The following is a 25,798-nucleotide window of genomic DNA, read 5'->3' as shown; positions in this document are numbered from 1 at the left end:
TACGTCGCTTAGGCAGCAGCTTTCAGTGCCTTGACGTGACCATTCAGGCGGCTCTTATGGCGAGCAGCCTTGTTCTTGTGGATGATGCCTTTATCGGCCATGCGGTCGATAACTGGCACAGCCAGAACGTATGCAGCTTGAGCTTTTTCAGCGTCTTTTGCGTCGATGGCTTTAACTACATTCTTGATGTAGGTACGAACCATGGAACGCAGGCTGGCGTTGTGGCTGCGACGCTTCTCAGCCTGTTTTGCACGTTTTTTGGCGGAAGGTGAGTTGGCCACCGTCGAGCTCCTCGAAAGACTTTTTAGGAAATAGCAAACAAAATAGGCCGCGAATCATGCCGATGAAGAGATGTCTTGTCAAGGGCGCTTGAGACGTTCCGCTAAGTGGTAGGTATAAAGAGGCGGGATATTTATTTCCGGCGCTTGACCTGTAAACTCGCGAGCTTTGGCTCTGTGCTGTTGCGGCGCGGAGTATCGCACAAGTAGGCGCATTGTTCGCCTGCTGTTTATCGACAGGCACAAATTCCTTCAATGAATCTGCTCAAATCGTTGGCCGCCGTCAGCTCTATCACGATGCTTTCCCGGATTCTCGGGTTTGTCCGCGACACGCTCATTGCGCGCACATTCGGCGCCGGAATGGCGACCGACGCCTTCTTCATCGCCTTCAAACTGCCCAATCTGCTGCGGCGAATCTTTGCCGAGGGCGCGTTTTCACAGGCATTCGTGCCGATTCTTGCCGAATATAAAAGTCAGAAGGGCGAAGAGGCGACCCGCACCTTTATTGCCTACGTTTCCGGTTTGCTGACGCTGGTTCTGGCGCTGGTCACTGCGCTGGGCATGATCGCCGCGCCCTGGGTGATCTGGGCGACGGCGCCGGGTTTCACCGATACGCCGGAAAAATTCCAGCTGACCTCCGATCTGCTGCGAGTGACCTTCCCCTATATATTGCTGATCTCCCTGTCATCGCTGGCGGGGGCGATCCTCAATACCTGGAACCGTTTCTCGGTGCCGGCGTTCGTGCCGACCCTGCTGAACGTCAGCATGATCGTGTTCGCGCTGTTCCTGACGCCGTACTTCAATCCACCGGTCATGGCGCTCGGCTGGGCGGTGCTGGTCGGTGGTCTGGCGCAGTTGCTCTATCAACTGCCGCACCTGAAAAAGATCGGCATGCTGGTGCTGCCACGCCTGAACCTTCGCGACACCGGTGTCTGGCGGGTAATGAAGCAGATGCTGCCGGCGATCATCGGTGTGTCGGTCAGTCAGATTTCCCTGATCATCAACACCATCTTCGCCTCGTTTCTGGTGGCGGGCTCGGTGTCGTGGATGTACTACGCCGACCGATTGATGGAACTGCCATCCGGCGTGCTGGGTGTGGCGCTGGGCACGATCCTGCTGCCGACCCTGGCCAAGACCTACGCCAGCAAGGATCGTCACGAGTACTCGCGGATTCTCGACTGGGGCCTGCGCTTGTGTTTTGTGCTGGTGTTGCCTTGTGCGCTGGCGCTGGGGATCCTGGCCGAGCCGTTGACGGTTTCGCTGTTCCAGTACGGCCAGTTCAGCGGCTTTGATGCCTCCATGACCCAGCGGGCACTGATTGCTTATTCTGTCGGTCTGCTCGGCATTATCGTGATCAAGGTGTTGGCCCCAGGCTTTTATGCGCAACAGAACATCCGTACGCCGGTGAAAATCGCAATCTTCACCCTGGTAGTCACGCAGTTGTTCAACCTGGTGTTGATCGGGCCACTGGCCCATGCCGGGCTGGCGTTGGCGATCAGCGCCGGTGCCTGCCTGAACGCCGGGCTGCTGTTCTATCAACTGCGCAAACAGCAGATGTACCAACCGCAGCCGGGCTGGCTGAAATTCGGTTTGAAGCTGCTGCTCGCGGTGGCGGTGATGTCGGCTGTCCTGTTGATCGGCATGCATTTCATGCCGCCGTGGGATCAGGGCCACATGCTGGAGCGCTTCCTGCGCCTGGGCGTGCTGGTGGTTGCCGGTGTGGTCGCTTATTTCGGTATGTTGCTGTTGCTCGGTTTCCGTCTGCGCGACTTCAACCGCAAGGCGTTGAGCTGAGGTTTCACCCTTGAAAGACGGGCGCGGGCCGGCAGTTTTGTCGGCTCGTTCACTTTGGGTTACGGTGTTGCCTGTCGTCTGCCGTCGGGTGTGGTTATAATCGGCCACTTTATGAGCAAGAAGCGCGTTATGCAGCTGGTTCGAGGCCTTCACAACTTGCGCCCCCAGCATCGGGGCTGCGTCGCCACTATTGGCAACTTTGACGGTGTTCACCGTGGTCACCAGGCCATCCTGGCCCGACTGCGTGAGCGTGCGCTCGAGTTGGGCGTACCCAGCTGCGTGGTGATTTTCGAGCCGCAGCCACGGGAATTCTTTGCGCCGGAGACCGCTCCCGCGCGTCTGGCCCGGTTGCGCGACAAGCTGCAACTGCTGGCCGCCGAAGGCGTCGACCGGGTCTTGTGCCTGGCCTTCAACCAGCGCTTGAGCAAACTCAGCGCCAGTGAATTCGTCGATACGATTCTGGTGGATGGCCTGGGTGTGCAGCATCTGGAAGTCGGCGACGATTTCCGCTTCGGTTGCGACCGCCTCGGCGATTTCGATTTTCTGTTGCAGGCCGGGCAGGTTCACGGTTTTACCGTGGAAGCCGCGCAAACCGTCGAGCTGGACGGCATTCGTGTCAGCAGCACCCAGGTGCGCAACGCGTTGGCCGCCGCCGACTTTGCCCTGGCTGAACGCTTGCTTGGCCGCCCGTACCGGATTGCCGGTCGCGTGCTGCATGGCCAGAAACTGGCCCGCCAATTGGGTACGCCCACGGCGAACATTCAACTCAAGCGCCGTCGCGTGCCGTTCACCGGGGTTTACCTGGTCGACGTCGACATCGACGGCAAGACCTGGCCCGGCGTCGCCAACATCGGCGTACGGCCCACGGTGCAAGGTGATGGCAAGGCCCACCTTGAAGTACATCTTTTGGATTTTGCCGGCGATCTGTATGACCGGCGTTTGACGGTGGTTTTCCACCAGAAGCTGCGTGAAGAGCAGCGTTTCGCCTCCCTGGAGGCATTGAAAACGGCGATCAGCGCGGATGTCGCCGCCGCCCGTGCACTAGCCGCACCTAGCGCCCATCGCTAATGAAGAGCCTTAAATGACCGACTATAAAGCCACGCTAAACCTTCCGGACACCGCCTTCCCAATGAAGGCCGGCCTGCCACAGCGCGAACCGCAGATCCTGCAGCGCTGGGACAGTATTGGCCTGTACGGAAAGTTGCGCGAGATTGGCAAGGATCGTCCGAAGTTCGTCCTGCACGACGGCCCTCCGTACGCCAACGGTACGATCCACATCGGTCACGCACTGAACAAGATTCTCAAGGACATGATCATCCGCTCGAAGACCCTGTCGGGCTTCGACGCGCCGTATGTTCCAGGTTGGGACTGCCACGGCCTGCCGATCGAGCACAAGGTTGAAGTGACCCACGGCAAGAACCTGGGCGCGGACAAGACCCGCGAACTGTGCCGTGCCTACGCCACCGAGCAGATCGAAGGGCAGAAGACCGAATTCATCCGTCTCGGCGTGCTGGGCGACTTCGCCAACCCGTACAAGACCATGGACTTCAAGAACGAGGCCGGTGAAATCCGCGCCCTCGCCGAAATCGTCAAGGGCGGTTTCGTGTTCAAGGGCCTGAAGCCTGTGAACTGGTGCTTCGACTGCGGTTCGGCCCTGGCCGAAGCGGAAGTCGAGTACGAGAACAAGAAGTCCTCGACCATCGACGTGGCGTTCCCGATCGCTGACGAAGCCAAACTGGCTGCCGCGTTCGGTCTGCCGTCGCTGGGCAAGCCTGCCTCGATCGTGATCTGGACCACCACCCCGTGGACCATCCCGGCCAACCAGGCGTTGAACGTCCACCCGGAATTCAACTACGCGCTGGTCGATATCGGCGACAAACTGCTGGTTCTGGCCGAAGAACTGGTCGAATCCTGCCTGACCCGTTACGGCGTTGAAGGCACCGTTCTGGCCACCGCACCGGGTTCGGCGCTGGAACTGATCAATTTCCGTCACCCGTTCTATGACCGTCTGTCGCCGGTGTACCTGGCCGACTACGTGGAACTGGGCGCTGGCACCGGCGTGGTTCACTCCGCCCCGGCCTACGGTGTGGACGACTTCGTGACCTGCAAGAAATACGGCATGGTCAACGACGACATCCTCAACCCGGTACAGAGCAACGGCGTTTACGTGCCGTCGCTGGAATTCTTCGGCGGCCAGTTCATCTGGAAGGCCAACCCGGCCATCGTCGACAAACTGACCGAAGTCGGTGCGTTGATGCACACCACCGTCATCGAACACAGCTACATGCACTGCTGGCGTCACAAGACCCCGCTGATCTACCGCGCTACCGCGCAGTGGTTCATCGGCATGGACAAAGAGCCAGTCAGCGGCGACACCCTGCGCGTACGCTCGCTCAAAGCCATCGAAGACACCAAGTTCGTTCCGGCCTGGGGCCAGGCGCGCCTGCACTCGATGATCGCCAACCGTCCGGACTGGTGCATCTCCCGTCAGCGTAACTGGGGCGTGCCGATCCCGTTCTTCCTGAACAAGGAAAGCGGCGAGCTGCACCCACGCACCGTCGAGCTGATGGAAGAAGTCGCCAAGCGCGTCGAAGTCGAGGGCATCGAAGCCTGGTTCAAACTCGACGCTGCCGAACTGCTGGGCGATGAAGCGCCGCAGTACGACAAGATCAGCGACACCCTCGACGTCTGGTTCGACTCGGGCACCACGCACTGGCACGTCCTGCGTGGTTCGCACCCGATGGGCCACGAGACCGGCCCGCGTGCCGACCTGTACCTGGAAGGCTCGGACCAGCACCGTGGCTGGTTCCACTCGTCCCTGCTGACCGGTTGCGCCATCGACAACCACGCGCCGTACCGCGAGCTGCTGACCCACGGTTTCACCGTGGACGAGTCCGGCCGCAAGATGTCCAAGTCCCTGGGCAACGTGATCGCGCCGCAGAAAGTCAACGACACCCTGGGCGCCGACATCATGCGTCTGTGGGTCGCGTCGACCGACTACTCCGGCGAAATGGCCGTGTCCGAGCAGATCCTGCAGCGCAGCGCGGATGCCTATCGTCGTATCCGTAACACCGCGCGCTTCCTGCTTTCCAACCTGACCGGTTTCAACCCGGCCACCGACCTGCTGCCGGCTGAAGACATGCTGGCGCTGGATCGCTGGGCGGTGGACCGTACCCTGCTGCTGCAGCGCGAGCTGCAAGAGCACTACGGTGAATACCGTTTCTGGAACGTCTACTCGAAGATCCACAACTTCTGCGTGCAGGAGCTGGGTGGTTTCTACCTCGACATCATCAAGGATCGCCAGTACACCACCGGCGCCGACAGCAAGGCCCGTCGTTCGTGCCAGACCGCGCTGTTCCACATCTCCGAAGCGCTGGTGCGCTGGATCGCACCGATCCTGGCCTTCACCGCCGACGAGCTGTGGCAGTACCTGCCGGGCGAGCGCAACGAATCGGTGATGCTCAACACCTGGTACGAAGGCCTGACCGAGTTGCCGGAAGGCTTCGAACTGGGTCGCGAGTACTGGGATCGCATCATGGAAGTGAAGGTCGCGGTCAACAAAGAGATGGAAATCCAGCGCGCGGCCAAGGCCGTCGGTGGCAACCTGCAAGCCGAAGTGACGCTGTACGCCGAAGACGCCCTGAGCGCTGACCTGGCCAAGCTGAGCAACGAGCTGCGCTTTGTACTGATCACCTCGACGGCCAGCGTTGCGCCGTTCGTGCAGGCTCCGGCCGAAGCGGTGGCCACCGAAGTCAGCGGCCTGAAGCTGAAAATCGTCAAGTCGGCCTTCCCGAAATGCGCCCGTTGCTGGCACTGCCGTGAAGACGTCGGCGTGAACCCGGAGCATCCGGAAATCTGCGGCCGTTGCGTGGACAACATCGATGGCACCGGCGAGGTTCGTCACTATGCCTAACGCCGTTGGCCGTTTCGGACGGCTGAGCTGGCTCTGGTTGAGCTTGCTGGTCCTGGTCATTGACCAGGCCAGCAAGTTTTACTTCGAAGGCAAGCTCGAGATGTACCAGCAGATCGTGATCATTCCCGATTACTTCAGCTGGACCCTGGCCTACAACACCGGCGCTGCTTTCAGCTTCCTGGCTGATAGCTCCGGCTGGCAGCGCTGGCTGTTCGCCCTGATCGCGGTGGTGGTCAGTGCGGTGCTGGTGGTCTGGCTCAAGCGCCTGGGCCGCAACGAAACCTGGCTGGCCATCGCGCTGGCGCTGGTGCTGGGCGGCGCGCTGGGCAATCTGTATGACCGCATTGCCCTGGGCCATGTGATCGACTTCATTCTGGTGCACTGGCAGAACCGCTGGTACTTCCCGGCGTTCAACTTCGCCGACAGCGCCATCACCGTTGGCGCGGTGATGCTGGCACTGGACATGTTCAAAAGTAAAAAAACCGGAGAAGCCGTTCATGACTGAACAGGTATTGGCTGAGCAACGCATCGGCCAGAACACGGAAGTCACTTTGCATTTTGCATTGCGCCTGGAGAACGGCGACACGGTCGACAGCACCTTCGACAAGGCCCCGGCGACCTTCAAGGTCGGCGACGGCAACCTGCTGCCGGGTTTCGAAGCGGCGCTGTTCGGCTTCAAGGCGGGTGACAAGCGCACCCTGACCATCGAACCGGAAAACGCATTCGGCCAGCCGAACCCGCAGAACGTGCAGGTCATTCCACGTTCGCAGTTTGCGGACATGGAGCTGTCGCCAGGTTTGCTGGTGATCTTCAACGATGCGGCCAATACTGAGCTGCCGGGTGTGGTGAAAGAGTTCGACGACGCGCAAGTGACCGTCGATTTCAACCACCCGCTGGCCGGCAAGACGCTGACCTTTGACGTGGAAATCTTCTCCGTCAAAGCGCTGTAAACGCTGTTCTGCGGGGGCCGGACCGGCCCCCGCATTGATCTGAATTTTTCGCGCGCAAGACACGAGGCACAGCATGCAAATCAAACTCGCCAACCCCCGTGGCTTCTGCGCCGGCGTGGACCGGGCGATCGAAATCGTCAACCGCGCCCTGGAAGTCTTCGGGCCGCCGATCTACGTGCGTCATGAAGTGGTGCACAACAAGTTTGTCGTCGAGGACCTGCGCAGTCGTGGCGCGGTCTTCGTCGAAGAGCTGGATCAGGTGCCGGACGACGTCATCGTGATCTTCAGTGCCCATGGCGTCTCGCAAGCCGTGCGCACCGAAGCCGCCGGTCGTGGCCTGAAAGTGTTCGACGCCACTTGCCCGCTGGTGACCAAGGTGCACATCGAAGTCGCCAAGTACAGCCGCGACGGCCGTGAATGCATCCTGATCGGCCACGCCGGTCACCCGGAAGTCGAAGGCACCATGGGTCAGTACGACGCCAGCAACGGTGGCGCGATCTACCTCGTCGAGGACGAGAAAGATGTCGCCGAACTGCAGGTGCACAACCCTGAAAAACTGGCCTTCGTCACCCAGACCACCTTGTCCATGGACGACACCAGCCGGGTCATCGACGCTTTGCGCACACGTTTCCCTGCTATCGGCGGGCCGCGCAAGGACGACATCTGCTACGCCACGCAAAACCGCCAGGACGCGGTCAAGCAACTGGCCGATGAATGCGACGTGGTCCTGGTGGTCGGCAGCCCTAACAGCTCCAACTCCAATCGCCTGCGCGAGCTGGCCGAGCGTATGGCCACGCCGGCGTACCTGATCGACGGTGCCGAAGACCTGCAGAAGAGCTGGTTCGATGGCGTCGAGCGTATCGGCATCACTGCCGGTGCTTCTGCGCCGGAAGTGCTGGTGCGTGGCGTGATTCAGCAGCTGCAGGCCTGGGGCGCCACCGGTGCCGACGAGCTGGCCGGGCGTGAAGAGAACATCACCTTCTCGATGCCTAAAGAGCTGCGCGTACGCTCGATCTGACCGCTTTATCCTTTCGACACAGCGCCTGTTCAGCTTTTTCGCTGACCAGGCGCACGCGACCGGTTGCCGCCAGCACCAGTTGAAGCTGGCTGACCGGTTCGCGGGTCGAACAGATGTGTAATTTTCCTGCCTGAAACGCCCGCCCGGGCATCAGCGGTTGCCCCAGACTGCTGAACCGTATGTACCGACTGACAAACCAGTTGCCGACAATGGGCACTTGCCCATCACTGGCGTGCTCGACCAGCAGCGGATTGCTGCTGTCCTCCGCGCCCTTGCCACTGACATCCAGAATGATCCGCCAGCCCCGGCTCCAGTCTCCGTCGATGCCGTGAATCACTACGCTCTGATTGCGCGTAATCGCCTGGCTGCGGGCATTGCGGATTCCGCTGATCAGCGATTCCGCAGCCTGTTGCCGCTGGTTCGACTCCTTCAGTGTGGCGAGCGCCGGACTGACCAGTGACAGAACAATTGCGCCGATCGCCAGTCCCATGAGCAGTTCGACCAGACTGAATCCCTGTTGCGGCATGAGCATTTCCTCCTTGAAGCAGGTTTTCGACGCGATCCGTGCGCCGGGCAGGGCAAATCAACCGACGCAATCCGGTCGAATGTTCTAGGTTTACAGGGCAGGTATAGCCGACGGCAACGGAGGGCATCGATGGATCATCGTACAAAAGGTTTCACGCTGATCGAGGTGCTGGTGGCGGTCGCATTGGTTGTGATCCTGATCACGATGGCCGTCCCGGCGTTTACCCGATCGATCCAGGGCAGCAAGGCCGACACCGAAGTCGGCGACCTGCAGCGGGCGCTCAACTATGCGCGACTGGAAGCCATCGATCGCGGTACCACCATCCGGTTGAGGCCGACTGCCGGGGGCAGCGTCTGGACGGGGGAGTTGTCGGTCTACGACAGTACTGGCACTTCGGCCAATGTATTGCGGGTTGTTCCAGCGATGAGCAGTGGCGCGACTCTGACGCTAACCTCAGGAGTGACCACACTGGATTTCAATAATCTGGGTGGTCTGGCGGCACCGTCCACGGCGGTGGTGTTCAGTTATACGTTGGGAACCCAAAGCAGGACGCTGAACGTGTGTCTGAACGGACGAATTCAATCGGGTGGAAGCTGCGGATGAGGGCAGGGAGCAGAGTTGCACAGGAAGGCATGTCGCTGATCGAAATCCTCGTGGCGTTGCTGGTGCTGACGGTCGGATTGCTGGGGGCGGCGGCGGTTCAGCTCAATGCGCTGAAATACACCGACAGCTCGCGCATGACCAGTCAGGCGAGTTTCATCGCCTACGACATGATGGACCGCATCCGTGCCAACTCCGGGGCCGACTACACCGTCACGCCGCCGACCTCGGGCAACCTGAGCGTTACGCGGGATCAGGACCTCTACGACTTCACCACCAACATCGTCAATTTCGGCGGGCCGACCGCCACCGGCAGCATCACCCTCAACCAGCGGGTGTACACCATCACCATCAACTGGAGCGACTCACGGGCCGCCAACACTGCGAGCGCCCCGCGCAGTTTTGTCCTGACCAGTCGCGCCACGGTCGATCCGGTGGCATCGCCATGAAGCGGCATAACCAGGGTTTCGGTCTGATCGAAATGCTCATCGCCCTGGCGCTGGGGCTGATCATCGTACTGGGCGTCGTGCAGACTTTTCTCGCGGCCAAGAATACTTATGTCAGCCAGAATACCTCGGCGGCCATGCAGGAAGATGCGCGGTTCGTGCTGAGCAAGATGATCCAGGAAATTCGCATGGTCGGGATGTTCGGCTGCCTCGGGACCATTACCGACGCCAGCACCAGCGGCGATTTCAACGCCGCGCAGATCACGCCTATAAGCTGGGACAACACCAACCTCAAGTTGACGCTGGTCACTGCCGATGTCGGCAGTGGCGGCGGAACATCGACCTGGACGGTGGTTTCCGATTGCCGCAACAGTGCAACGGCCTACAGCAACCTGCAGACGCCAGCGGCCGGGCAAATCGCCTTCCCCATCCGCCGTCTGGTCTACAGCTTCAGCAACAACCAGATTCTGATGGGCACCGGTGGCGGAACGCCGACCCAGCAGGTACTGGTGAACAACGTCAGTGCGTTTACGGTGATGTTCGGACTCGCCACGTCGGCGACGGATGTCTCTGCCTCGACCTACAGCAGCAACCCCGGCGATCCGGCGCGCATCCGCAGCGTACGCCTGACCCTGACCCTCACCGACCCGAACAACCGGGTCGCCAACCAGACCTTCAACGTGGTTGCCGCTCTGCGCAACCGCTTGCAGTGAGGGGCGGCCGATGAAGGTTTCTCTCCATCAACGAAGAGCCCAGCGTGGCATGGTGCTGCTGGTCAGCCTGGTGTTTCTGTTACTCCTGACGGTGATCGGCCTGTCATCGATGCAGAGCGCCAACCTGCAGGAAAAGATGGCCGGCAGCGTGAGCCTGCGCAATCAGTCGTTCCAGACCGCCGAGGCTGCGCTGCGTATTGGCGAGAGTGCGGTGCAACTGAGCACGTATTCGTTGGCGGTGTGTGCCAATACCACCCAATGTGCGCCGCCGGCAGAATCGTCGGTAGTCAGTGCGGCGGGGTTCAATTCGACCTCCGGGGTGACCTGGATCGCTGCCGGCAACGGTTTCTACGGGGTACAGAACATCGGCACCACGCTCACCGCGGTGAACGTTCCGAGCAACACCTCCGCGACGCTGTACCGGGTCACGGCCGTCGGGATCGTCGGCAGTTCACGCAGTGTGGTGGAGAGTGTCTATGCGAAGTACTGAACGACGCTCTGGCTGGCGGCCGTGGCTGGCGGGGTTTCTTGCGGGGTTGTATCTGGCCGCGCCGGCGTATGCGTTCACGCCGTCTGATTCGCCATTGCTCAGTGCCGCCGCCGTGCCGCCGAATGTCATCTTGCTGATCGACGACTCGGGCAGCATGAACAGCATCATTTACGCTGCGGGTTTTGATCCTGCGGTCACTCGCACACCGGCCCGGCAGTGCAACGCGGTGCTCGGGTTGTGTCTGAGTTCGACGGCCATCACTGGTGATCCGGTATTTCTGTCGAGCCTGCCGACCTCCGGCTGCTCCGGCGGTGCCTATGCGTTCTACAACAACAGCCTGGCACCGCTGTGCCTTAAACTGCCGGACCCGGTCGGCGGCGGCAATACCCGGTACTACGGGGATTACATCGCCTACGTGGTCGGCCTCGCCATCAGCAACGGCACCCGTGACTTCACCACCGGGGCGATTCCCAACGACTACCGGATCAACGTCGCCCGCAACGTTTCCACCGCACTGGTGACCAGCAACCGAAACCTGCGTTTCGGCCTGTCGACATTCAACCCGGCCACCAGCAGCAACCCGGGCAACGGCGGCTACATCGCCCGGTCCGTCAGCGACCTGGCGCCGGTCAGCGGCAGCGTGACCCAGGCCCAGGCCGACAGTAACTACAACGCGCTGATCTCGGCGATCAGCGGCCTGAGCGCCGTGGCCAATACGCCCTTGGCGGAAACCTATTACGAAATCACCCGCTACATGCGCGGCATGACGCCGTACTACAACACCACGCCGAGCACCTACACCAGTCCGATCCAGTACCGTTGCCAGAAAAATTACGGGGTGGTGATTACCGACGGCCTGCCGACCTACGACCGCACGTTCCCCACCAATGACCCGCTGGGCGGCAGCCGATTGCCGAACTGGGATGGCATCAACAATGACGGCAACAATCTCAGCGGCGATAACGAGGGCGACACGCTGTATCTGGACGACATCGCCAAGTTCGCCTTCGACATCGACATGCGTTCGACCGGTGTCGATGCGGCTGGCAAGAGCTGGAGCTCGCCAGACTTTCCCAAACAGAACATGAACACTTACACCGTTGGCTTCACCGCCGACAACGATATGTTGTCGGACGCGGCGAACTATGGCCAGGGCAAGTATTACCAGGCCACCGACAGTGCCGGCCTGAACACGGCGTTGTCATCGGCATTGAGCGACATCACCTCCAAGGCCGGTTCCGGAGGCAGTGGTGTGACCAGCGCTACGACACTGGTGAGCGGCAGCAGCTATTTCCAGACCAGTTACGATCCCCGGGACTGGCGCGGCACCATCAAGTCCTTCGGCTTCACCTCGAGCGGGACGGTCAACACCTCGGCGGTGCTGTGGACGACCGACACCGCCATCGTTCCCGGCGCCACGGCACCGACCTATCAATCGTGGAATACCTTGAGCAACGCGGCAGTGACACTGGCTTACGGCAACTTCTCTGCGGCGCAGCAGACAACGCTCGGCCAGAGCCTGCCCAGCGGCATCAGTGGCAGCGACCTGGTGGAGTGGAGCAAGGGCACCAACAAGACCGGGCTCAAGGTGCGCAGCGTATTGCTGGGCGACATCATCAACTCGCCGCTGGTGCTGGCCGCGCCCACGGACAAGACCGCCTCCGACCTGTCGGGCGACACCACCTACACCAGTTACCTGACCACCAAGGCCGCGAACATGAATGCCAACCTGGTGGTGAACGGCAACGACGGTTTCGTCAGCGTCATCAACCCGGCCAACGGCACCCGGCGTTACGCCTACATGCCGTCGAGCGTGCTGCCGTCGTTGCGATTGATCGCCGACCCCAACTACATCAACGGCGTCAGCCACAAGTTTCTGGTGGACGGGCAGGTCGGTGTCTATGACGCGCAGTTCGGCACAGCCTGGAAAACCCTCGCCATCGGCGGCACCGGGGCCGGCGGCAAGACGTTCTATGCCTTGCAGTTGTTCGACGCCTCGGCAGGGAACATTCTCAATGCGTTGTGGGAAGTGAGTGCACCGGCCACCGCCAACACCGCGAACACTTTCAATGATCTGGGTTATGCCTACGCCCGGCCGGAAGTGGCACGCTTGGCCGATGGTCGCTGGGCGGCTTTCATCGCCAATGGCTACGGCAGCAACTCGGGGGTGGCGGCGTTGTATGTGCTGGATGTACGCGACGGTTCGCTGATCAAGAAAATCGTCATCGACAGTACCGAAACCACCAACGGACTGTCGTCGGTGAAGCTCAAGGTCAACTCGCAGAATGTGGTGCAGGCCGCGTACGGCGGTGATCTGAAGGGGCGCCTGTGGAAGTTCGACCTGAGCGCGACCACCACCGACAGCTGGGGCGTGGCATTTTCCGGCAAGCCGCTGTTCACCACGGCGGGCGGCACGACGCAACCGATCACGGCGCAGCCTTTGCTGGCGGACAACTCATTGGGGGGCAAACAGATTTTCGTCGGTACTGGCAAATTCAACGAGACCGCCGACAAGACCAACAAGGATCTGCAAGCGTTCTATTCGGTGTGGGATGCCGATGGCGGTTCGGGGCAACTGACGGTCAGCAGTTTGCAGGCCCAGGCCATCACCGGTGTGTTCTCGGGCAGTTCAGGGCAGTTCATTACCACGACCCAGAACGACACCACGTATCCGGCGGAGAAGGGCTGGTATCTGCCGCTGGTTTACAACAACGTATTGACCGGCGAGCGGGTGATCAATCAGGCGAGTCTGGTGCTGGGGCGTATCGTGTTCACCACGGCCAGTGTCGATACCACCGACCCGTGCTCCAGTTTCGGTACCGGCAAACTGGTCGAACTCGATGCGTTCAGCGGTAAGATGCTCAACTATGCGGTGCTCGACACCAACGCCGACGGCGTGGTCGACACCAATGACACGATTTCCAGCGGTGTGGTGTTCAGTGGCGGCATTCCTACCCTGAATGCCATCGTCAACGGCGCATCGCGCAAGATCGTGAACGATTCCAGTGGCGGGATCACCACCCTGGTGGAAAAATCCGGCGGCGGCAGCCGTCGTATCATGTGGCGACAAATACAGTAAGCGAGAGTTGAGGCATGCGCAGATCCATCCGCGGGTTCACCCTGATCGAAATCATGATCGTGATTGCGATCATCGGGATCATCATCACCATTGCCGCACCGAGCTATACCGAATACCTGAAAAAGGGCCGCCGCGCCGAAGTGGCCTCGCTGCTGAACGAGCAGGCGCAGACCCTCGAACGCTTCTACACCCGCAACAATGTTTACACCGGTGTCACCGGGCTCAGCACGGGCAATGATTTCTACACCATCACCCCGACCATCGCTGACCAGACCTACCTGCTGACCGCGACCCGCAAGGCCGGCACGACCATGGCCGGCGACAAGTGCGGGGACTTCACCCTCACCAACACCGGTGTGCGCAGTATGATCAACGCGACTGCCGGGCTTGCCACCAAGGATTGCTGGGGCCGCTGAGCCGCTTTCATTCGGGCGCCTTTTGCGCCCACTGTCTTTTTTACGGTTGGAACAAACATGACCAGGCAACAGCAAGTGGTGATTGTCGGTGGCGGGGTGATTGGCCTGCTGACCGCGTACAACCTCGCCTCCGAAGTGCGCAGCGTGGTGCTGCTGGATCGCTCGAACGTCGGCCAGGAATCGTCCTGGGCCGGAGGCGGCATCGTTTCTCCGCTGTATCCATGGCGCTATAGCCCGGCGGTCACGGCGCTGGCGCACTGGTCGCAGGACTTTTATCCACAGCTGGGCGAGCGATTGTTTGCCGACACCGGTGTCGATCCTGAAGTCCACACCACCGGACTGTACTGGCTGGACCTGGACGACGAAGCCGAAGCGCTGGCCTGGGCCGAGCGGGAAAACCGTCCGCTGCGGGCTGTGGATATCTCGGCGGCCCATGATGCGGTGCCGGTACTTGGCTGCGGTTTTTCCCGGGCGATCTACATGGCCGACGTGGCCAACGTACGCAACCCACGGCTGGTGAAGTCGCTGAAAGCCGCGTTGCAGGCATTGCCGAACGTGACGATTCACGAACAATGTGAGGTCAGCGGGTTTGTCCGTGAGGACGAGAAGGTTGTCGGTGTGCAAACGTCGAAAGGCGTTATCAACGGCGATCAGGTGGTGCTGGCGGCGGGGGCGTGGAGCGGCGAACTGCTCAAGACGCTGAATCTGTCGCTGCCGGTGGAACCGGTCAAAGGCCAGATGATTCTCTACAAGTGCGCGGCGGACTTCCTGCCGAGCATGGTACTGGCCAAGGGGCGTTATGCGATTCCGCGCCGCGACGGGCACATCCTGATCGGCAGTACGCTGGAGCACGAAGGTTTCGACAAGACCCCTACCGAAAACGCTCTGGAAAGCCTGAAAGCGTCGGCCGTGGAGTTGCTGCCGGCGCTGGCGGATGCCGAAGTGGTGGGGCACTGGGCCGGGTTGCGCCCCGGCTCGCCGGAAGGCATTCCCTATATCGGGCGGGTGCCCGGTGTTGATGGCTTGTGGCTCAACTGCGGGCATTACCGTAACGGACTGGTGCTGGCGCCTGCTTCCTGTCAGCTGTTTGCCGATGTGATGCTGGGGCGAGCGCCGATCATCGATCCGGCGCCGTATGCCCCGACCGGGCGCATTTAATCCAGGCCGAGCTTCTTGAGCCTGTAGCGCATCGAACGGAATGACAGATTCAACCGCTGGGCCGCTGCAGTACGGTTCCAGCGGGTTTCTTCCAGCGCCTGCAGGATCAGTTTGCGCTCGACGTTTTCCAGATAGTCTTCCAGGTTGTCGATCTGCGTGAGATCGGCAATGCCGCCTTCGGCTGTGCAATTGCCTTCGCTCAGGCGCAGGTCGTCGGCCTCGATCGTGCGGTTTTCGCACAGGGTGTGCGCACGCTCAAGGACGTTCTCCAACTCCCGGACATTCCCCGGAAAACGGTAGTTCTTCAAGGCCTCCAGCGCTTGAGGATGCAGGCGTGCCGCCGGCTGGCCAGTGCCGTGGGCCAGACGCTTGAGCATATGGCTGGCCAATGCCTCGATATCGTCACGACGTTCGCGCAGAGAAGGCACCCGCAGTTCAATCACGTTCAGCCGGTAATACAGATCCTGCCGAAAGCGTTCGGCGGCGACTTCGGCGTCCAGATCCTTGTGGGTGGCACACAAAATGCGCACATCGACCACGGTTTCCTGCTGGCCGCCGACGCTGCGCACGGCTTTTTCCTGTATCGCCCGCAGCAGCTTGACCTGCATCGACAGCGGCAAGTCCGCTACTTCATCGAGAAACAGCGTCCCGCCATGGGCGGCCTGGAACAGGCCCGGCTTATCGTCCACCGCCCCCGTGAAACTGCCTTTGCGGTGCCCGAAGAACTCGCTCTCCATCAATTCCGAAGGAATCGCCCCGCAATTCACCGGCACGAACGATTGGCTGGCGCGCGGGCCTTGCTCGTGAATCAGGCGGGCGACCAGTTCCTTGCCGCTGCCGGACTCGCCACTGATATAGACCGGCGCCTGACTGCGGGCCAGCTTGTCGATCTGCTTGCGCAGGTTGCGCATCGGCAACGAGTCACCGAGCAGGCGCCGGTCAATCGAGGTACAGACACCGCCGGTTGCCGGCATCCGCAATGCGGTGGCAACCAGCTCGCGCAGTCGAGTGAGATCCACCGGTTTGGTCAGGAAGTCGAAAGCCCCGGCTTTCAGGGCGTTGATCGCCGTTTCCAGGCTGCCATAGGCGGTGATCATCGCCACCGGCAATTGAGGGTAGCGTTGCTGGATGTGCTGCACCAGGTCCAGCCCGGTGCCGTCCGGCAGGCGCATGTCGGTCAGGCACAGGTCGAAGGTGTCGCGGTTCAGCAGCGCCTGGGCTTCGCCGAGGTTGCGTGCGCTGAAGGTGTCGAGTTTCATCCGTCCCAGGGTGATTTCCAGGAGTTCGCGGATATCCGGTTCGTCGTCGACGATGAGGATTTTTTGCCGTGGGCTCGTGTTCAACTTTGTTTCCGTCCGTGAGCAAAGGTGATGCGAAAGCAGCCGCCGCCTTGGCGTGGTTTGAAGTCTAGGCGGGCCTGGTTGCTTTCGCACAGCTCACGGGACAGATAAAGCCCAAGGCCGGTGCCCTGGCTGCTGGTGGTGAAGAAAGGTTCGAACAGATGCGCCTGCTGATCCAGCGCCACGCCGGGGCCGTTGTCCTGGACTTCGAGCACGGCCAGCTGGCTCTCGGGGTCGATGAACAGCCGCAGCCAGACCTGCGCCGGATCGTGCAGCAGGGCGCTGTGTCGCCAGCCATTGCGCAACAGATTGTCGAGAATTTGCGTCAGTTGCCCCGGGTCCATCAGGGTGCGGAAATCCCCGGTTTCGATGTTCAGATGAATCCGTTGGTGCTCGCTGGCCTGTTCGCGGCTTTCCTCGACGAAGTGCTCGAGCCAGGGCTCGAGATCCAGCCGTTGCGGCGCGCTCTGCTGGCGGCGGGACAGTTGCAGGACGTTTTCAATGACTCGGTTCATGCGCTGGGAGTGATCCTGGATGATCTGCGTCAGACGCCGGTCCGCGCCATCGAGTTCCTCGGATTCCCGCAGCAACTGTGCGGCATGACTGATGGCGCCCAACGGGTTGCGGATCTCGTGGGCGATGCCGGCGGTCAGGCGCCCGAGCGCGGCGAGCTTCAGTTGCTGGGCCTGCTGGGCGATTTGCGCGAGGTCTTCGAGAAACACCAGGGTCTGACGGTTCGGGCTCTGCTCCAGGGCGATGAAGCTCGGTTGCAGTTCCAGGCCGTTGGCGGCGATTTTCAGGCTCTGCGGGCGCAGGGTCGGATTGTTCAGCCAAAGGTTCAGGCGCTCGACCAGTGCGATCGAATAGTCATCGATCAAATGCCCCTCAAGGGGCGACTGCGCCAGCAGCGTCCGGGCGCTGTGGTTGGCCAGTTGCACCCGGCGTTGTTCGTCGAGGACCAGGATGCCGGTGCGCATGCGTTGCAGGATCAAGGCGTTGAGAGCTTCGAGGCTGACCACCTCGCTGGCCCGTTGTTCGGCGAGGGTCTCGCTGACTTCGAGGCGACGGATCAAGCCTTGCACCAGCAGCGCTCCGGCAAAACACAGGGCGCCGAGAGTTCCCGCTTGCAGGTATTCGTTGGCGCTCAGGGGATGGCTGAAGCTCAGCAGGAAGCTGAGACCGACAATGCCGAGTGCACCGATGGCCGCGATCAGCACGCCGATACGCCGTTTCAACAGCGTGTTGCTGATGGCTACCGAGACGATCAGCAGATTGCCGACCGGACTGGCCACGCCGCCGGCGGCGTAGAACAAGCCGCACAGCAGCAGGATGTCGACCAGGGCCAGCCCGAACAACTGGGCCGGACGGCGGATGTTCTCCAGGAACACCACCAGCAGGATATTCAGCACCAGGTACAACCAGCTGCCATTGCGCAGCAGCTCGTCGTCGGCCGATGTCAGCAGGCGGTTGTCCATGTTGCTGGAGATCAGCAGCACCAGGGTGATGCCGACGCTCAGACGGTAGAGGTGATAGAGGCGCAGCAGTCGCTGGGCCTGTTTGCGAGTGGCGTCGGTCGCCTCAGCGATCACTGGAACCGGGGCCTTGCTCGAGATGAGCCTGGCTGCAATACCACTGTTGACGAAGGCTCAGCGCGCGGTCGCGTGGCAGGTGCACACCGCAATGGGCGCAACGCACCATCGGTGCGGCATCCTGTTCGCGGGGGGATTGCGTGGGTGCTACAGGCGCCTTGAATTTGCGCCAGAGCCAGACGGCGGCAGCGATCAGGGCGATCCAGAAGAGTAGACGAAGCATGATGGGCGGCTTTTTGGCTGATGATCCGGCAGTTTAGCCAAGGACTCGACAGGCGCACAGCGCAATAAAACGCGGCAATAAAAAAGGGAGATCCGAAGATCTCCCTTTTTTGCATCACCGAAGTGATCAGTCGAACAGACCGAAGGTCAGGTAGCTGAAAATGGAGCGGTCGCTGTTGCTGGACTCCGGCTCCGGCGCTTCGATCACTTCGCCGTTTTCGTCTTTAGGCTTGAGCTCGTTCGGGATCGCGTCTTTCGCGTCCTGGAACTGCTTCTGCACGTCCTGGTTGGCGCGGGTCTCTCCCGGCGGCAGCGGCGGACGGGATTCGATCAGACCCAGAGTGGCCTTGCTCAGCCACGAACGGTTGTCGGCTTCGGCGACCGACGGTACGAACTGACCGTCTTTCAGGCTCGGGTGGTTCGGGTAGTTGAGCTTCAGGGTTTCCAGGCTGGTGGCCGCCAGCTCGTCGAGGTGCAGACGCTGGTAGGCTTCGGTCATCACCGCCAGGCCGTCACCGACCGATGGGGTTTCCTGGAAGTTTTCCACTACATAACGGCCACGGTTGGCGGCGGCGACGTAGGCCTGACGGGTCAGGTAGTAGTCGGCCACGTGGATTTCGTAGGCCGCCAGCAGGTTGCGCAGGTAGATCATGCGCTGCTTGGCGTCCGGCGCGTAGCGGCTGTTCGGGTAGCGGCTGGTCAGCTGGGCGAACTCGTTGTAGGAGTCGCGGGCAGCACCCGGGTCACGCTTGGTCATGTCCAGCGGCAGGAAGCGCGCCAGCAGGCCGACGTCCTGGTCGAACGAAGTCAGGCCCTTCAGGTAGTAGGCGTAATCGACGTTCGGGTGCTGTGGGTGCAGACGAATGAAGCGCTCGGCGGCGGATTTTGCAGCTTCCGGCTCCGAGTTCTTGTAGTTCGCATAAATCAGTTCAAGTTGTGCCTGATCTGCGTAGCGACCGAACGGATAGCGCGACTCCAGAGCCTTCAGCTTGGCGGTGGCACTGGTGTAACTGTTGTTGTCCAGGTCCTTTTGAGCCTGCTGGTACAGCTCGGTTTCGCTCAGGTTTTCGTCTACGACTTCCTTCGATGAGCAAGCAGCGGTCAATGCGAGGATGGCGATCAGCAGCAGGTGTTTCACTTGCATGGCGGCTTGCGTCCCTATGACGGCCGCTGTCTTGGGCGGGGCCGTCCTGTTATGATGAGCGCCCCGTTGAAAAGCCCCGGGGCAAAAGACGCCGTATTTAACCACAAGCGCGCAGCCGAAACCAAAGGCTGTAGCCGACGCCCAGTCCGAGCATGTCCGATAAAATTGAACTTCGCGCAGAGGTGCCGTCCGAATTGGGCGGCCAACGCCTCGATCAAGTCGCCGCCCAACTCTTCGCAGAGCACTCCCGCTCGCGCCTTTCCGCCTGGATCAAAGAAGGTCGCCTGACTGTGGACGGGGCGGTCATCCGCCCGCGCGACATCGTTCATGGCGGTGCCGTCCTTGAGCTGACCGCCGAGCAGGAGGCCCAGGGTGAATGGGTCGCCCAGGACATCGAGCTCGACATCGTCTATGAAGACGACGACATCCTGGTGATCAACAAGCCTGCGGGCCTGGTGGTGCACCCGGCTGCCGGCCACGCCGATGGCACCTTGCTCAATGCCTTGCTGCACCACGTGCCGGACATCATCAATGTCCCGCGTGCCGGCATCGTGCATCGTCTGGACAAGGACACCACCGGTCTGATGGTGGTGGCCAAGACCATCCAGGCGCAGACCAAACTGGTCGCGCAGCTGCAAAGCCGCAGTGTCAGCCGGATCTACGAGTGCATCGTGATCGGCGTGGTGACGGCCGGTGGTAAGATCAACGCCCCGATCGGTCGTCACGGCCAGCAGCGCCAGCGCATGGCGGTGATGGAAGGCGGCAAGCCTGCGGTCAGCCACTATCGCGTGCTGGAGCGTTTCCGTTCCCACACTCACGTACGAGTGAAGCTGGAAACCGGTCGTACCCACCAGATCCGCGTACACATGGCGCACATCAACTTCCCGTTGGTCGGCGATCCGGCGTACGGCGGTCGTTTCCGCATTCCGCCGGCGGCGAGCCAGACCATGGTCGAATCGCTGAAACACTTCCCGCGTCAGGCCCTGCACGCACGGTTCCTCGAGCTGGATCACCCGACCACCGGTGAGCGCATGAGCTGGGAATCGCCGTTACCGGAAGATCTGGTCTGGCTGCTGACCCTGCTCAAGCAGGATCGCGAGGCATTCGTCGGATGAACTGGCTGACGCCGGACTGGCCCGCGCCGGCCAGCGTCAAGGCCTGTGTCACCACCCGCGAGGGCGGCGTCAGCGAGGCGCCGTTCGACAGCCTCAATCTGGGCGATCATGTCGATGATCGTCCTGAGGCCGTCGCCGAAAACCGTCGGCGATTGACTGATCACTTCTCTATAAGGCCTGCCTGGTTGCAGCAAGTGCACGGGATTGCCGTGGCGCATGCTGATCCGTCGGTTGTAGCCACGGCGGATGCCAGCTGGACGGCAACACCGGGTATCGCTTGTGCGGCAATGACCGCCGATTGCCTGCCGGCGCTGTTCTGCGACCGTGCCGGTACGCGCGTGGCAGCGGCGCATGCCGGTTGGCGTGGGCTGGCGGCAGGCGTGCTGGAAGCGACCCTCGACAGTCTGGATGTACCTACCGAAGACATCCTGGTCTGGCTCGGCCCGGCCATCGGTCCGCAAGCCTTCGAAGTCGGCCCGGAAGTCCGGGAAGTCTTCATCAATCAATTGCCCGAAGTCGCGACAGCCTTTGTCCCGAGCCACAATGCCGGCAAGTTCATGGCCGACATCTATAAGCTGGCGCGCCTGCGTCTGGCGGTTCGCGGTGTCACGGCTGTTTATGGTGGCGGTTTCTGCACCGTGACCGATCCGCGCTTCTTCTCTTATCGCCGTGCATCGCGCACCGGTCGCTTCGCCTCCCTGGTTTGGCTCACCCGCTAAACTGTCTGATCTGCATCAACTGTCCCACGCTTGAATCTTCCAGAATCGACCGCATCTATAGCGGTATCTGGCAGGTTTCTTTATTCAGGATGGTTTTTTAGGTCCGGCCTGCTCAAAAGGAAGGTGACCCATGCGTATAGACCGTTTAACCAGCAAATTACAGTTGGCGTTGTCCGATGCCCAATCCCTGGCTGTCGGCCACGATCATCCGGCCATCGAGCCGGCGCATTTGATGCAAGCCATGCTTGAACAGCAGGGTGGTTCGATCAAACCCCTGTTGATGCAGGTGGGCTTCGACGTCAACAGCCTGCGTAAAGAGCTGACCAAAGAGCTCGATCAATTACCGAAAATCCAGAACCCGACCGGCGACGTGAACATGTCGCAGGATCTGGCGCGCCTGCTCAACCAGGCCGACCGTCTGGCCCAGCAGAAGGGCGACCAGTTCATTTCCAGCGAGCTGGTACTGCTCGCGGCGATGGACGAGAACAGCAAGCTCGGCAAGTTGCTGCTCGGCCAGGGCGTGAGCAAAAAGGCGCTGGAAAACGCCATCAACAACCTGCGCGGTGGCGAGGCGGTCAACGACGCCAACCACGAAGAGTCGCGTCAGGCGCTGGATAAATACACCGTCGACCTGACCAAGCGCGCCGAAGACGGCAAGCTCGACCCGGTGATCGGCCGTGACGATGAAATCCGTCGCACCATTCAGGTCCTGCAGCGCCGGACCAAGAACAACCCGGTGCTGATCGGCGAGCCTGGCGTGGGTAAAACCGCGATTGCCGAAGGTCTGGCCCAGCGCATCATCAACGGCGAAGTGCCGGATGGCCTGCGCGGCAAGCGTCTGCTGTCCCTCGATATGGGGGCGCTGATTGCCGGTGCCAAGTATCGCGGCGAGTTCGAAGAGCGCCTGAAAGCGCTGCTCAACGAGCTGTCGAAGCAGGAAGGGCAGATCATTCTGTTCATCGACGAACTGCACACCATGGTCGGCGCCGGCAAGGGCGAAGGCTCGATGGACGCCGGCAACATGCTCAAGCCGGCCCTGGCCCGTGGCGAGCTGCATTGCGTCGGTGCGACCACGCTCAACGAGTACCGCCAATATATAGAGAAGGATGCGGCCCTCGAGCGGCGCTTCCAGAAAGTGCTGGTGGACGAGCCGAGCGAAGAAGACACCATCGCGATCCTGCGTGGCCTCAAGGAGCGTTACGAGGTTCACCACAAAGTGGCGATCACCGACGGTGCGATCATTGCGGCAGCCAAGCTCAGCCATCGCTACATCACTGACCGGCAGTTGCCGGACAAGGCGATCGACCTGATCGACGAAGCCGCCAGCCGCATCCGTATGGAGATCGATTCCAAGCCGGAGGTGCTGGATCGTCTGGAGCGTCGCCTGATTCAGTTGAAGGTGGAATCCCAGGCACTGAAGAAAGAAAGCGACGACGCGGCGAAGAAACGCCTGGAGAAACTCCAGGAAGAAATCGACCGTCACGAGCGTGAGTACTCGGATCTGGAAGAAATCTGGAACTCGGAAAAAGCCGAGGTACAGGGTTCTGCGCAGATTCAGCAGAAGATCGAACAGTCCCGTCAGGAACTGGAAGCCGCGCGCCGCAAAGGCGACCTGAACCGCATGGCCGAGTTGCAGTACGGGGTGATCCCGGATCTGGAACGCAGCCTGCAAATGGTCGACCAGCACGGCAAGAGCGAGAACCAGTTGCTGCGCAGCAAGGTGACCGAAGAGGAAATCGCCGAAGTCGTTTCGAAGTGGACCGGTATTCCCGTGTCGAAAATGCTCGAAGGCGAGCGCGACAAACTGATGAAAATGGAAAGCCTGTTGCACCAGCGCGTGATCGGCCAGGACGAAGCGGTGGTTGCAGTGGCCAACGCGGTGCGGCGATCCCGTGCCGGGTTGTCCGACCCGAACCGTCCGAGCGGCTCGTTCATGTTCCTCGGCCCGACCGGTGTCGGTAAAACCGAGCTGTGCAAGGCACTGGCCGAATTCCTCTTTGATACTGAAGAGGCGATGGTGCGGATCGACATGTCCGAGTTCATGGAGAAACATTCCGTGGCACGGCTGATCGGTGCACCACCAGGCTACGTCGGTTACGAAGAGGGCGGTTACCTGACCGAAGCGGTACGGCGCAAGCCTTACTCGGTGATCCTGCTGGACGAAGTCGAGAAGGCGCACCCGGATGTGTTCAACATTCTGCTGCAAGTGCTGGAGGATGGTCGCCTGACCGACAGCCACGGTCGTACGGTGGATTTCCGCAATACCGTGATCGTCATGACCTCCAACCTGGGTTCGATGCAGATCCAGGAACTGGTGGGTGATCGCGAAGCACAACGGGCAGCGGTGATGGATGCGATTTCCACCCACTTCCGTCCGGAGTTCATCAACCGGGTCGACGAAGTGGTGATCTTCGAGCCTCTGGCGCGGGATCAGATCGCGGGCATTACCGAGATCCAGCTGGGTCGTCTGCGCAGTCGTCTGGCCGAGCGCGAGCTGAAGCTGGAACTGAGCCCGGAGGCGATGGACAAGCTGATTGCCGTCGGTTACGACCCGGTCTACGGTGCACGGCCGCTGAAACGGGCGATCCAGCGCTGGATCGAGAACCCGTTGGCGCAGTTGATCCTGTCGGGACGCTTCCTGCCGGGCGAGACCGCGACCGGCGTCGTGGAGAACGACGAGATCACGTTCAACTGACAGCTTTGGTTGGTGAAGTAAGCAAGGCCTCGCAATGCGAGGCCTTTTTTTTCGTTAGGCTGTTGAACTCAAAGGAAAAGGCTTGTAAAGTGCGCCCCGCAGTCAGTCACCAACACGGTTTCAGCTCACTGGGCAGAAATCTGAAATAAGTTGCAAATCATTAACTTGAAAGCAATTTAGGGGGTTGACAGAGGTGTTCTAGGTTGTAGAATAGCGCGCCTCAGACACACGAACGCAGCGATGCGAAAACGATGTCGAGAAGCTGCAAGTTTCACCGTAGTAAATTGAAATGTGTAGTTCCGTGATAGCTCAGTCGGTAGAGCAAATGACTGTTAATCATTGGGTCCCAGGTTCGAGTCCTGGTCACGGAGCCAATTTCAAGCCGGGGTATAGCGCAGTCCGGTAGCGCGCCTGCTTTGGGAGCAGGATGTCAGGAGTTCGAATCCCCTTACCCCGACCATTTTTGGGTCGTTAGCTCAGTTGGTAGAGCAGTTGGCTTTTAACCAATTGGTCGTAGGTTCGAATCCCACACGACCCACCATTTTTGAAACCAGTTAACGCTGGGATCGAATCTTAAGATCAGAGGCCAAAAGCGCTGATCGAAGAAGGCGATCTTTGAAAGGTCGCCTTTTTTTTACCGGGGTATAGCGCAGTCCGGTAGCGCGCCTGCTTTGGGAGCAGGATGTCAGGAGTTCGAATCCCCTTACCCCGACCATATTAAAAATCCTCGTATCGAAAGATACGGGGATTTTTTTTGCCCTTCGCTCAAGTCATCGTACAACTTGCCGATAGCCCGCTAACGAAAGGGGCCTGCCATCGATCGCCCCTTGAATCCTGCCAATACAAGAAAAAGGGCGTTCGTCATGTTGCTTCGTCAGTTGAATATTGCTCCCCGTGCGGCCTTGGGCTTCGCCCTGATCGCGGTGCTGGTGGCGCTGCTTGGCGTGTTTGCCCTGGGGCAGATGTCGAGCATCCGCGAGAGCGAGGTCGCGGTGGAGAACCAGTGGCTGCCGAGCATTCGTGGCGGTGACGAGATCCGCGAGATCATGCTGCGCATCCGCACCATTTCTCTGCGCATGGCGCTGGATCCGGACCCGAACAACGTTGCAACTTACCGCAGCCAGATGGACACCCGCGACAAGGAACTGAGCGAGAAGATCGCCGCGTACGACCGGCTGGTGACCACTCCGGAAGGCCAGCAGTTGTACGATCAGTTCAAGAAAACCTTCGCAGCTTACCGCGCCGGCATCGCGCAATCGTTCGTCCTCGCCCAGCGAGGCAAACGCGACGAGTTGACCAAGCTGCTGCTGGTCGACATGAAAACCGTGGTCGACGGCTCGGGCAAGCAACTCAATGACCTGGCGGATCTCTTCGCCAAGCAGGTCGCGGCAGAAAGCAGCAACTCCGCCGCCCACTACGAAACCTCGCGCACCATCGTCAGCCTGTTCATCGCACTGGCGGCATTGGCGACCGTAGCCCTGGCTATGTTGCTCACCCGCAGCATCGTTCGCCCGTTGAGCACTGCCGTCAGCGCAGCAGAAAGTGTTGCGAAAGGGGATTTGACCCGACCGATCGAGACCCAGGGCAACGACG

At 60.9% G+C, this 25,798-nt stretch carries 22 protein-coding genes, 4 tRNA genes and 1 pseudogene; 21 read left to right on the top strand and 6 right to left on the bottom strand.

The features are described 5' to 3' along the window. Window positions 1–8: 8 nt before the first annotated feature. Window positions 9–281, bottom strand: a complete 273-nt coding sequence (rpsT, locus tag IF189_RS24330; RefSeq protein ID WP_011336008.1) for a 30S ribosomal protein S20 — start codon at window positions 279–281, stop codon at window positions 9–11. A 252-nt stretch (window positions 282–533) separates the two neighbouring features. On the opposite strand from rpsT, the gene murJ reads away from it, so the two are divergent. The 6 genes from murJ to ispH all read left to right on the top strand — a co-directional run bounded on the left by murJ (window position 534) and on the right by ispH (window position 7,953). Beyond that, the gene (gene murJ / locus IF189_RS24325) at window positions 534–2,072 is read left to right on the top strand and encodes a murein biosynthesis integral membrane protein MurJ (RefSeq protein WP_134828157.1); all 1,539 of its coding nucleotides are present in this window, start codon (window positions 534–536) and stop codon (window positions 2,070–2,072) included. A 129-nt stretch (window positions 2,073–2,201) separates the two neighbouring features. Then, window positions 2,202–3,140 carry a bifunctional riboflavin kinase/FAD synthetase gene (gene ribF / locus IF189_RS24320; protein ID WP_007959537.1) on the top strand — a complete coding sequence of 313 codons (939 nt, stop codon included), beginning with the start codon at window positions 2,202–2,204 and terminating at the stop codon, window positions 3,138–3,140. 13 nt (window positions 3,141–3,153) lie between these two features. After that, window positions 3,154–5,985 (top strand): isoleucine--tRNA ligase, encoded by a 2,832-nt coding sequence (ileS, locus tag IF189_RS24315; RefSeq protein WP_134828156.1) that lies wholly within the window; start codon window positions 3,154–3,156, stop codon window positions 5,983–5,985. Further along, complete coding sequence (lspA, locus tag IF189_RS24310) at window positions 5,978–6,490, top strand: signal peptidase II (RefSeq protein WP_085712189.1); 513 nt, start codon at window positions 5,978–5,980, stop codon at window positions 6,488–6,490. Before ileS ends, lspA begins: the two co-directional genes overlap by 8 nt. 7 nt (window positions 6,491–6,497) lie before the next feature. After that, complete coding sequence (fkpB, locus tag IF189_RS24305) at window positions 6,498–6,935, top strand: FKBP-type peptidyl-prolyl cis-trans isomerase (protein ID WP_170931652.1); 438 nt, start codon at window positions 6,498–6,500, stop codon at window positions 6,933–6,935. A 73-nt stretch (window positions 6,936–7,008) separates the two neighbouring features. Continuing rightward, on the top strand, window positions 7,009–7,953 hold the full coding sequence (ispH, locus tag IF189_RS24300) for a 4-hydroxy-3-methylbut-2-enyl diphosphate reductase (RefSeq protein WP_103303594.1): 945 nt from the start codon (window positions 7,009–7,011) through the stop codon (window positions 7,951–7,953). Here ispH and IF189_RS24295 read toward each other — a convergent pair. Then, a complete protein-coding gene (locus tag IF189_RS24295) occupies window positions 7,925–8,479 on the bottom strand; it encodes a GspH/FimT family protein (RefSeq protein ID WP_134828155.1) in 555 nt (184 codons plus the stop codon). The two genes, ispH and IF189_RS24295, sit on opposite strands and share 29 nt — an antisense overlap. 129 nt (window positions 8,480–8,608) lie before the next feature. Here IF189_RS24295 and IF189_RS24290 point away from each other — a divergent pair, with 129 nt between their 5' ends. The 7 genes from IF189_RS24290 to thiO are packed head-to-tail and all read left to right on the top strand — an operon-like array spanning window position 8,609 to window position 15,381. Next, entirely contained in the window at window positions 8,609–9,082 is a 474-nt protein-coding gene (locus IF189_RS24290; protein WP_114885624.1) for a GspH/FimT family protein, read from the top strand. Then, window positions 9,079–9,528 carry a type IV pilus modification protein PilV gene (gene pilV, locus IF189_RS24285; protein WP_134828154.1) on the top strand — a complete coding sequence of 150 codons (450 nt, stop codon included), beginning with the start codon at window positions 9,079–9,081 and terminating at the stop codon, window positions 9,526–9,528. The genes IF189_RS24290 and pilV overlap by 4 nt, the downstream gene beginning before the upstream one ends. Then, window positions 9,525–10,238: a PilW family protein gene (locus IF189_RS24280; protein ID WP_192552380.1), complete on the top strand. Its 714-nt coding sequence runs from the start codon at window positions 9,525–9,527 to the stop codon at window positions 10,236–10,238. Before pilV ends, IF189_RS24280 begins: the two co-directional genes overlap by 4 nt. 10 nt (window positions 10,239–10,248) lie before the next feature. Further along, complete coding sequence (locus IF189_RS24275; protein WP_134828153.1) at window positions 10,249–10,728, top strand: PilX N-terminal domain-containing pilus assembly protein; 480 nt, start codon at window positions 10,249–10,251, stop codon at window positions 10,726–10,728. Continuing rightward, window positions 10,715–13,807 carry a pilus assembly protein gene (locus tag IF189_RS24270; protein ID WP_134828152.1) on the top strand — a complete coding sequence of 1,031 codons (3,093 nt, stop codon included), beginning with the start codon at window positions 10,715–10,717 and terminating at the stop codon, window positions 13,805–13,807. Before IF189_RS24275 ends, IF189_RS24270 begins: the two co-directional genes overlap by 14 nt. 14 nt (window positions 13,808–13,821) lie before the next feature. Next, window positions 13,822–14,223 (top strand): type IV pilin protein, encoded by a 402-nt coding sequence (locus IF189_RS24265; RefSeq protein ID WP_085712180.1) that lies wholly within the window; start codon window positions 13,822–13,824, stop codon window positions 14,221–14,223. A 57-nt stretch (window positions 14,224–14,280) separates the two neighbouring features. After that, on the top strand, window positions 14,281–15,381 hold the full coding sequence (gene thiO, locus IF189_RS24260; protein WP_134828151.1) for a glycine oxidase ThiO: 1,101 nt from the start codon (window positions 14,281–14,283) through the stop codon (window positions 15,379–15,381). On the opposite strand, the gene IF189_RS24255 is transcribed toward thiO, so the two are convergent. The 4 genes from IF189_RS24255 to IF189_RS24240 form a co-directional block, all read right to left on the bottom strand. Next, window positions 15,378–16,724: a sigma-54-dependent transcriptional regulator gene (locus IF189_RS24255; RefSeq protein WP_192552379.1), complete on the bottom strand. Its 1,347-nt coding sequence runs from the start codon at window positions 16,722–16,724 to the stop codon at window positions 15,378–15,380. The genes thiO and IF189_RS24255 overlap by 4 nt on opposite strands. After that, window positions 16,721–18,310 (bottom strand): sensor histidine kinase, encoded by a 1,590-nt coding sequence (locus IF189_RS24250; protein WP_192552378.1) that lies wholly within the window; start codon window positions 18,308–18,310, stop codon window positions 16,721–16,723. The genes IF189_RS24255 and IF189_RS24250 overlap by 4 nt, the downstream gene beginning before the upstream one ends. Beyond that, window positions 18,300–18,533 (bottom strand): PP0621 family protein, encoded by a 234-nt coding sequence (locus IF189_RS24245; protein ID WP_085712176.1) that lies wholly within the window; start codon window positions 18,531–18,533, stop codon window positions 18,300–18,302. Before IF189_RS24245 ends, IF189_RS24250 begins: the two co-directional genes overlap by 11 nt. 126 nt (window positions 18,534–18,659) lie before the next feature. After that, complete coding sequence (locus IF189_RS24240; RefSeq protein WP_114885609.1) at window positions 18,660–19,676, bottom strand: outer membrane protein assembly factor BamD; 1,017 nt, start codon at window positions 19,674–19,676, stop codon at window positions 18,660–18,662. A gap of 152 nt (window positions 19,677–19,828) precedes the next feature. Between IF189_RS24240 and rluD the strand changes: the two genes are divergently transcribed. From rluD to IF189_RS29250, 8 genes and pseudogenes are all read left to right on the top strand, one after another. Beyond that, window positions 19,829–20,791: a 23S rRNA pseudouridine(1911/1915/1917) synthase RluD gene (rluD, locus tag IF189_RS24235; protein WP_085712174.1), complete on the top strand. Its 963-nt coding sequence runs from the start codon at window positions 19,829–19,831 to the stop codon at window positions 20,789–20,791. Continuing rightward, window positions 20,788–21,510 carry a peptidoglycan editing factor PgeF gene (gene pgeF, locus IF189_RS24230; protein WP_192552377.1) on the top strand — a complete coding sequence of 241 codons (723 nt, stop codon included), beginning with the start codon at window positions 20,788–20,790 and terminating at the stop codon, window positions 21,508–21,510. The genes rluD and pgeF overlap by 4 nt, the downstream gene beginning before the upstream one ends. 130 nt (window positions 21,511–21,640) lie before the next feature. After that, window positions 21,641–24,205, top strand: coding sequence for an ATP-dependent chaperone ClpB (gene clpB, locus IF189_RS24225; protein WP_114885605.1), 2,565 nt, complete (start codon window positions 21,641–21,643; stop codon window positions 24,203–24,205). 298 nt (window positions 24,206–24,503) lie between these two features. After that, window positions 24,504–24,579, top strand: a tRNA-Asn gene (locus IF189_RS24220). A gap of 9 nt (window positions 24,580–24,588) precedes the next feature. Further along, window positions 24,589–24,665: transfer RNA gene (locus tag IF189_RS24215), tRNA-Pro, on the top strand. Between the two features lie 5 nt (window positions 24,666–24,670). Continuing rightward, window positions 24,671–24,746 (top strand) — tRNA-Lys (locus IF189_RS24210). Between the two features lie 97 nt (window positions 24,747–24,843). Continuing rightward, window positions 24,844–24,920 (top strand) — tRNA-Pro (locus IF189_RS24205). 148 nt (window positions 24,921–25,068) lie between these two features. Then, window positions 25,069–25,791 (top strand): annotated as a pseudogene (locus IF189_RS29250) (MCP four helix bundle domain-containing protein); the annotation flags it as partial. Between the last annotated feature and the right edge of the window lie 7 nt (window positions 25,792–25,798).

The sequence above is a fragment of the Pseudomonas sp. IzPS59 genome (assembly GCF_014863505.1).
GTDB lineage: Bacteria > Pseudomonadota > Gammaproteobacteria > Pseudomonadales > Pseudomonadaceae > Aquipseudomonas > Aquipseudomonas kribbensis.
This window is presented reverse-complemented; position numbering and strand designations above follow the sequence as displayed.

Excerpts from the sequence above, each read along its gene's own strand:
- murJ (WP_134828157.1), top strand. The coding sequence starts at position 534 with ATGAATCTGCTCAAATCGTTGGCCGCCGTCAGCTCTATCACGATGCTT.
- ribF (WP_007959537.1), top strand. The coding sequence starts at position 2,202 with ATGCAGCTGGTTCGAGGCCTTCACAACTTGCGCCCCCAGCATCGGGGC.
- ileS (WP_134828156.1), top strand. The coding sequence starts at position 3,154 with ATGACCGACTATAAAGCCACGCTAAACCTTCCGGACACCGCCTTCCCA.
- lspA (WP_085712189.1), top strand. The coding sequence starts at position 5,978 with ATGCCTAACGCCGTTGGCCGTTTCGGACGGCTGAGCTGGCTCTGGTTG.
- ispH (WP_103303594.1), top strand. The coding sequence starts at position 7,009 with ATGCAAATCAAACTCGCCAACCCCCGTGGCTTCTGCGCCGGCGTGGAC.
- IF189_RS24295 (WP_134828155.1), bottom strand. The coding sequence starts at position 8,479 with ATGCCGCAACAGGGATTCAGTCTGGTCGAACTGCTCATGGGACTGGCG.
- IF189_RS24290 (WP_114885624.1), top strand. The coding sequence starts at position 8,609 with ATGGATCATCGTACAAAAGGTTTCACGCTGATCGAGGTGCTGGTGGCG.
- pilV (WP_134828154.1), top strand. The coding sequence starts at position 9,079 with ATGAGGGCAGGGAGCAGAGTTGCACAGGAAGGCATGTCGCTGATCGAA.
- IF189_RS24280 (WP_192552380.1), top strand. The coding sequence starts at position 9,525 with ATGAAGCGGCATAACCAGGGTTTCGGTCTGATCGAAATGCTCATCGCC.
- IF189_RS24275 (WP_134828153.1), top strand. The coding sequence starts at position 10,249 with ATGAAGGTTTCTCTCCATCAACGAAGAGCCCAGCGTGGCATGGTGCTG.
- IF189_RS24270 (WP_134828152.1), top strand. The coding sequence starts at position 10,715 with ATGCGAAGTACTGAACGACGCTCTGGCTGGCGGCCGTGGCTGGCGGGG.
- IF189_RS24265 (WP_085712180.1), top strand. The coding sequence starts at position 13,822 with ATGCGCAGATCCATCCGCGGGTTCACCCTGATCGAAATCATGATCGTG.
- thiO (WP_134828151.1), top strand. The coding sequence starts at position 14,281 with ATGACCAGGCAACAGCAAGTGGTGATTGTCGGTGGCGGGGTGATTGGC.
- IF189_RS24245 (WP_085712176.1), bottom strand. The coding sequence starts at position 18,533 with ATGCTTCGTCTACTCTTCTGGATCGCCCTGATCGCTGCCGCCGTCTGG.
- IF189_RS24240 (WP_114885609.1), bottom strand. The coding sequence starts at position 19,676 with ATGCAAGTGAAACACCTGCTGCTGATCGCCATCCTCGCATTGACCGCT.
- rluD (WP_085712174.1), top strand. The coding sequence starts at position 19,829 with ATGTCCGATAAAATTGAACTTCGCGCAGAGGTGCCGTCCGAATTGGGC.
- pgeF (WP_192552377.1), top strand. The coding sequence starts at position 20,788 with ATGAACTGGCTGACGCCGGACTGGCCCGCGCCGGCCAGCGTCAAGGCC.
- clpB (WP_114885605.1), top strand. The coding sequence starts at position 21,641 with ATGCGTATAGACCGTTTAACCAGCAAATTACAGTTGGCGTTGTCCGAT.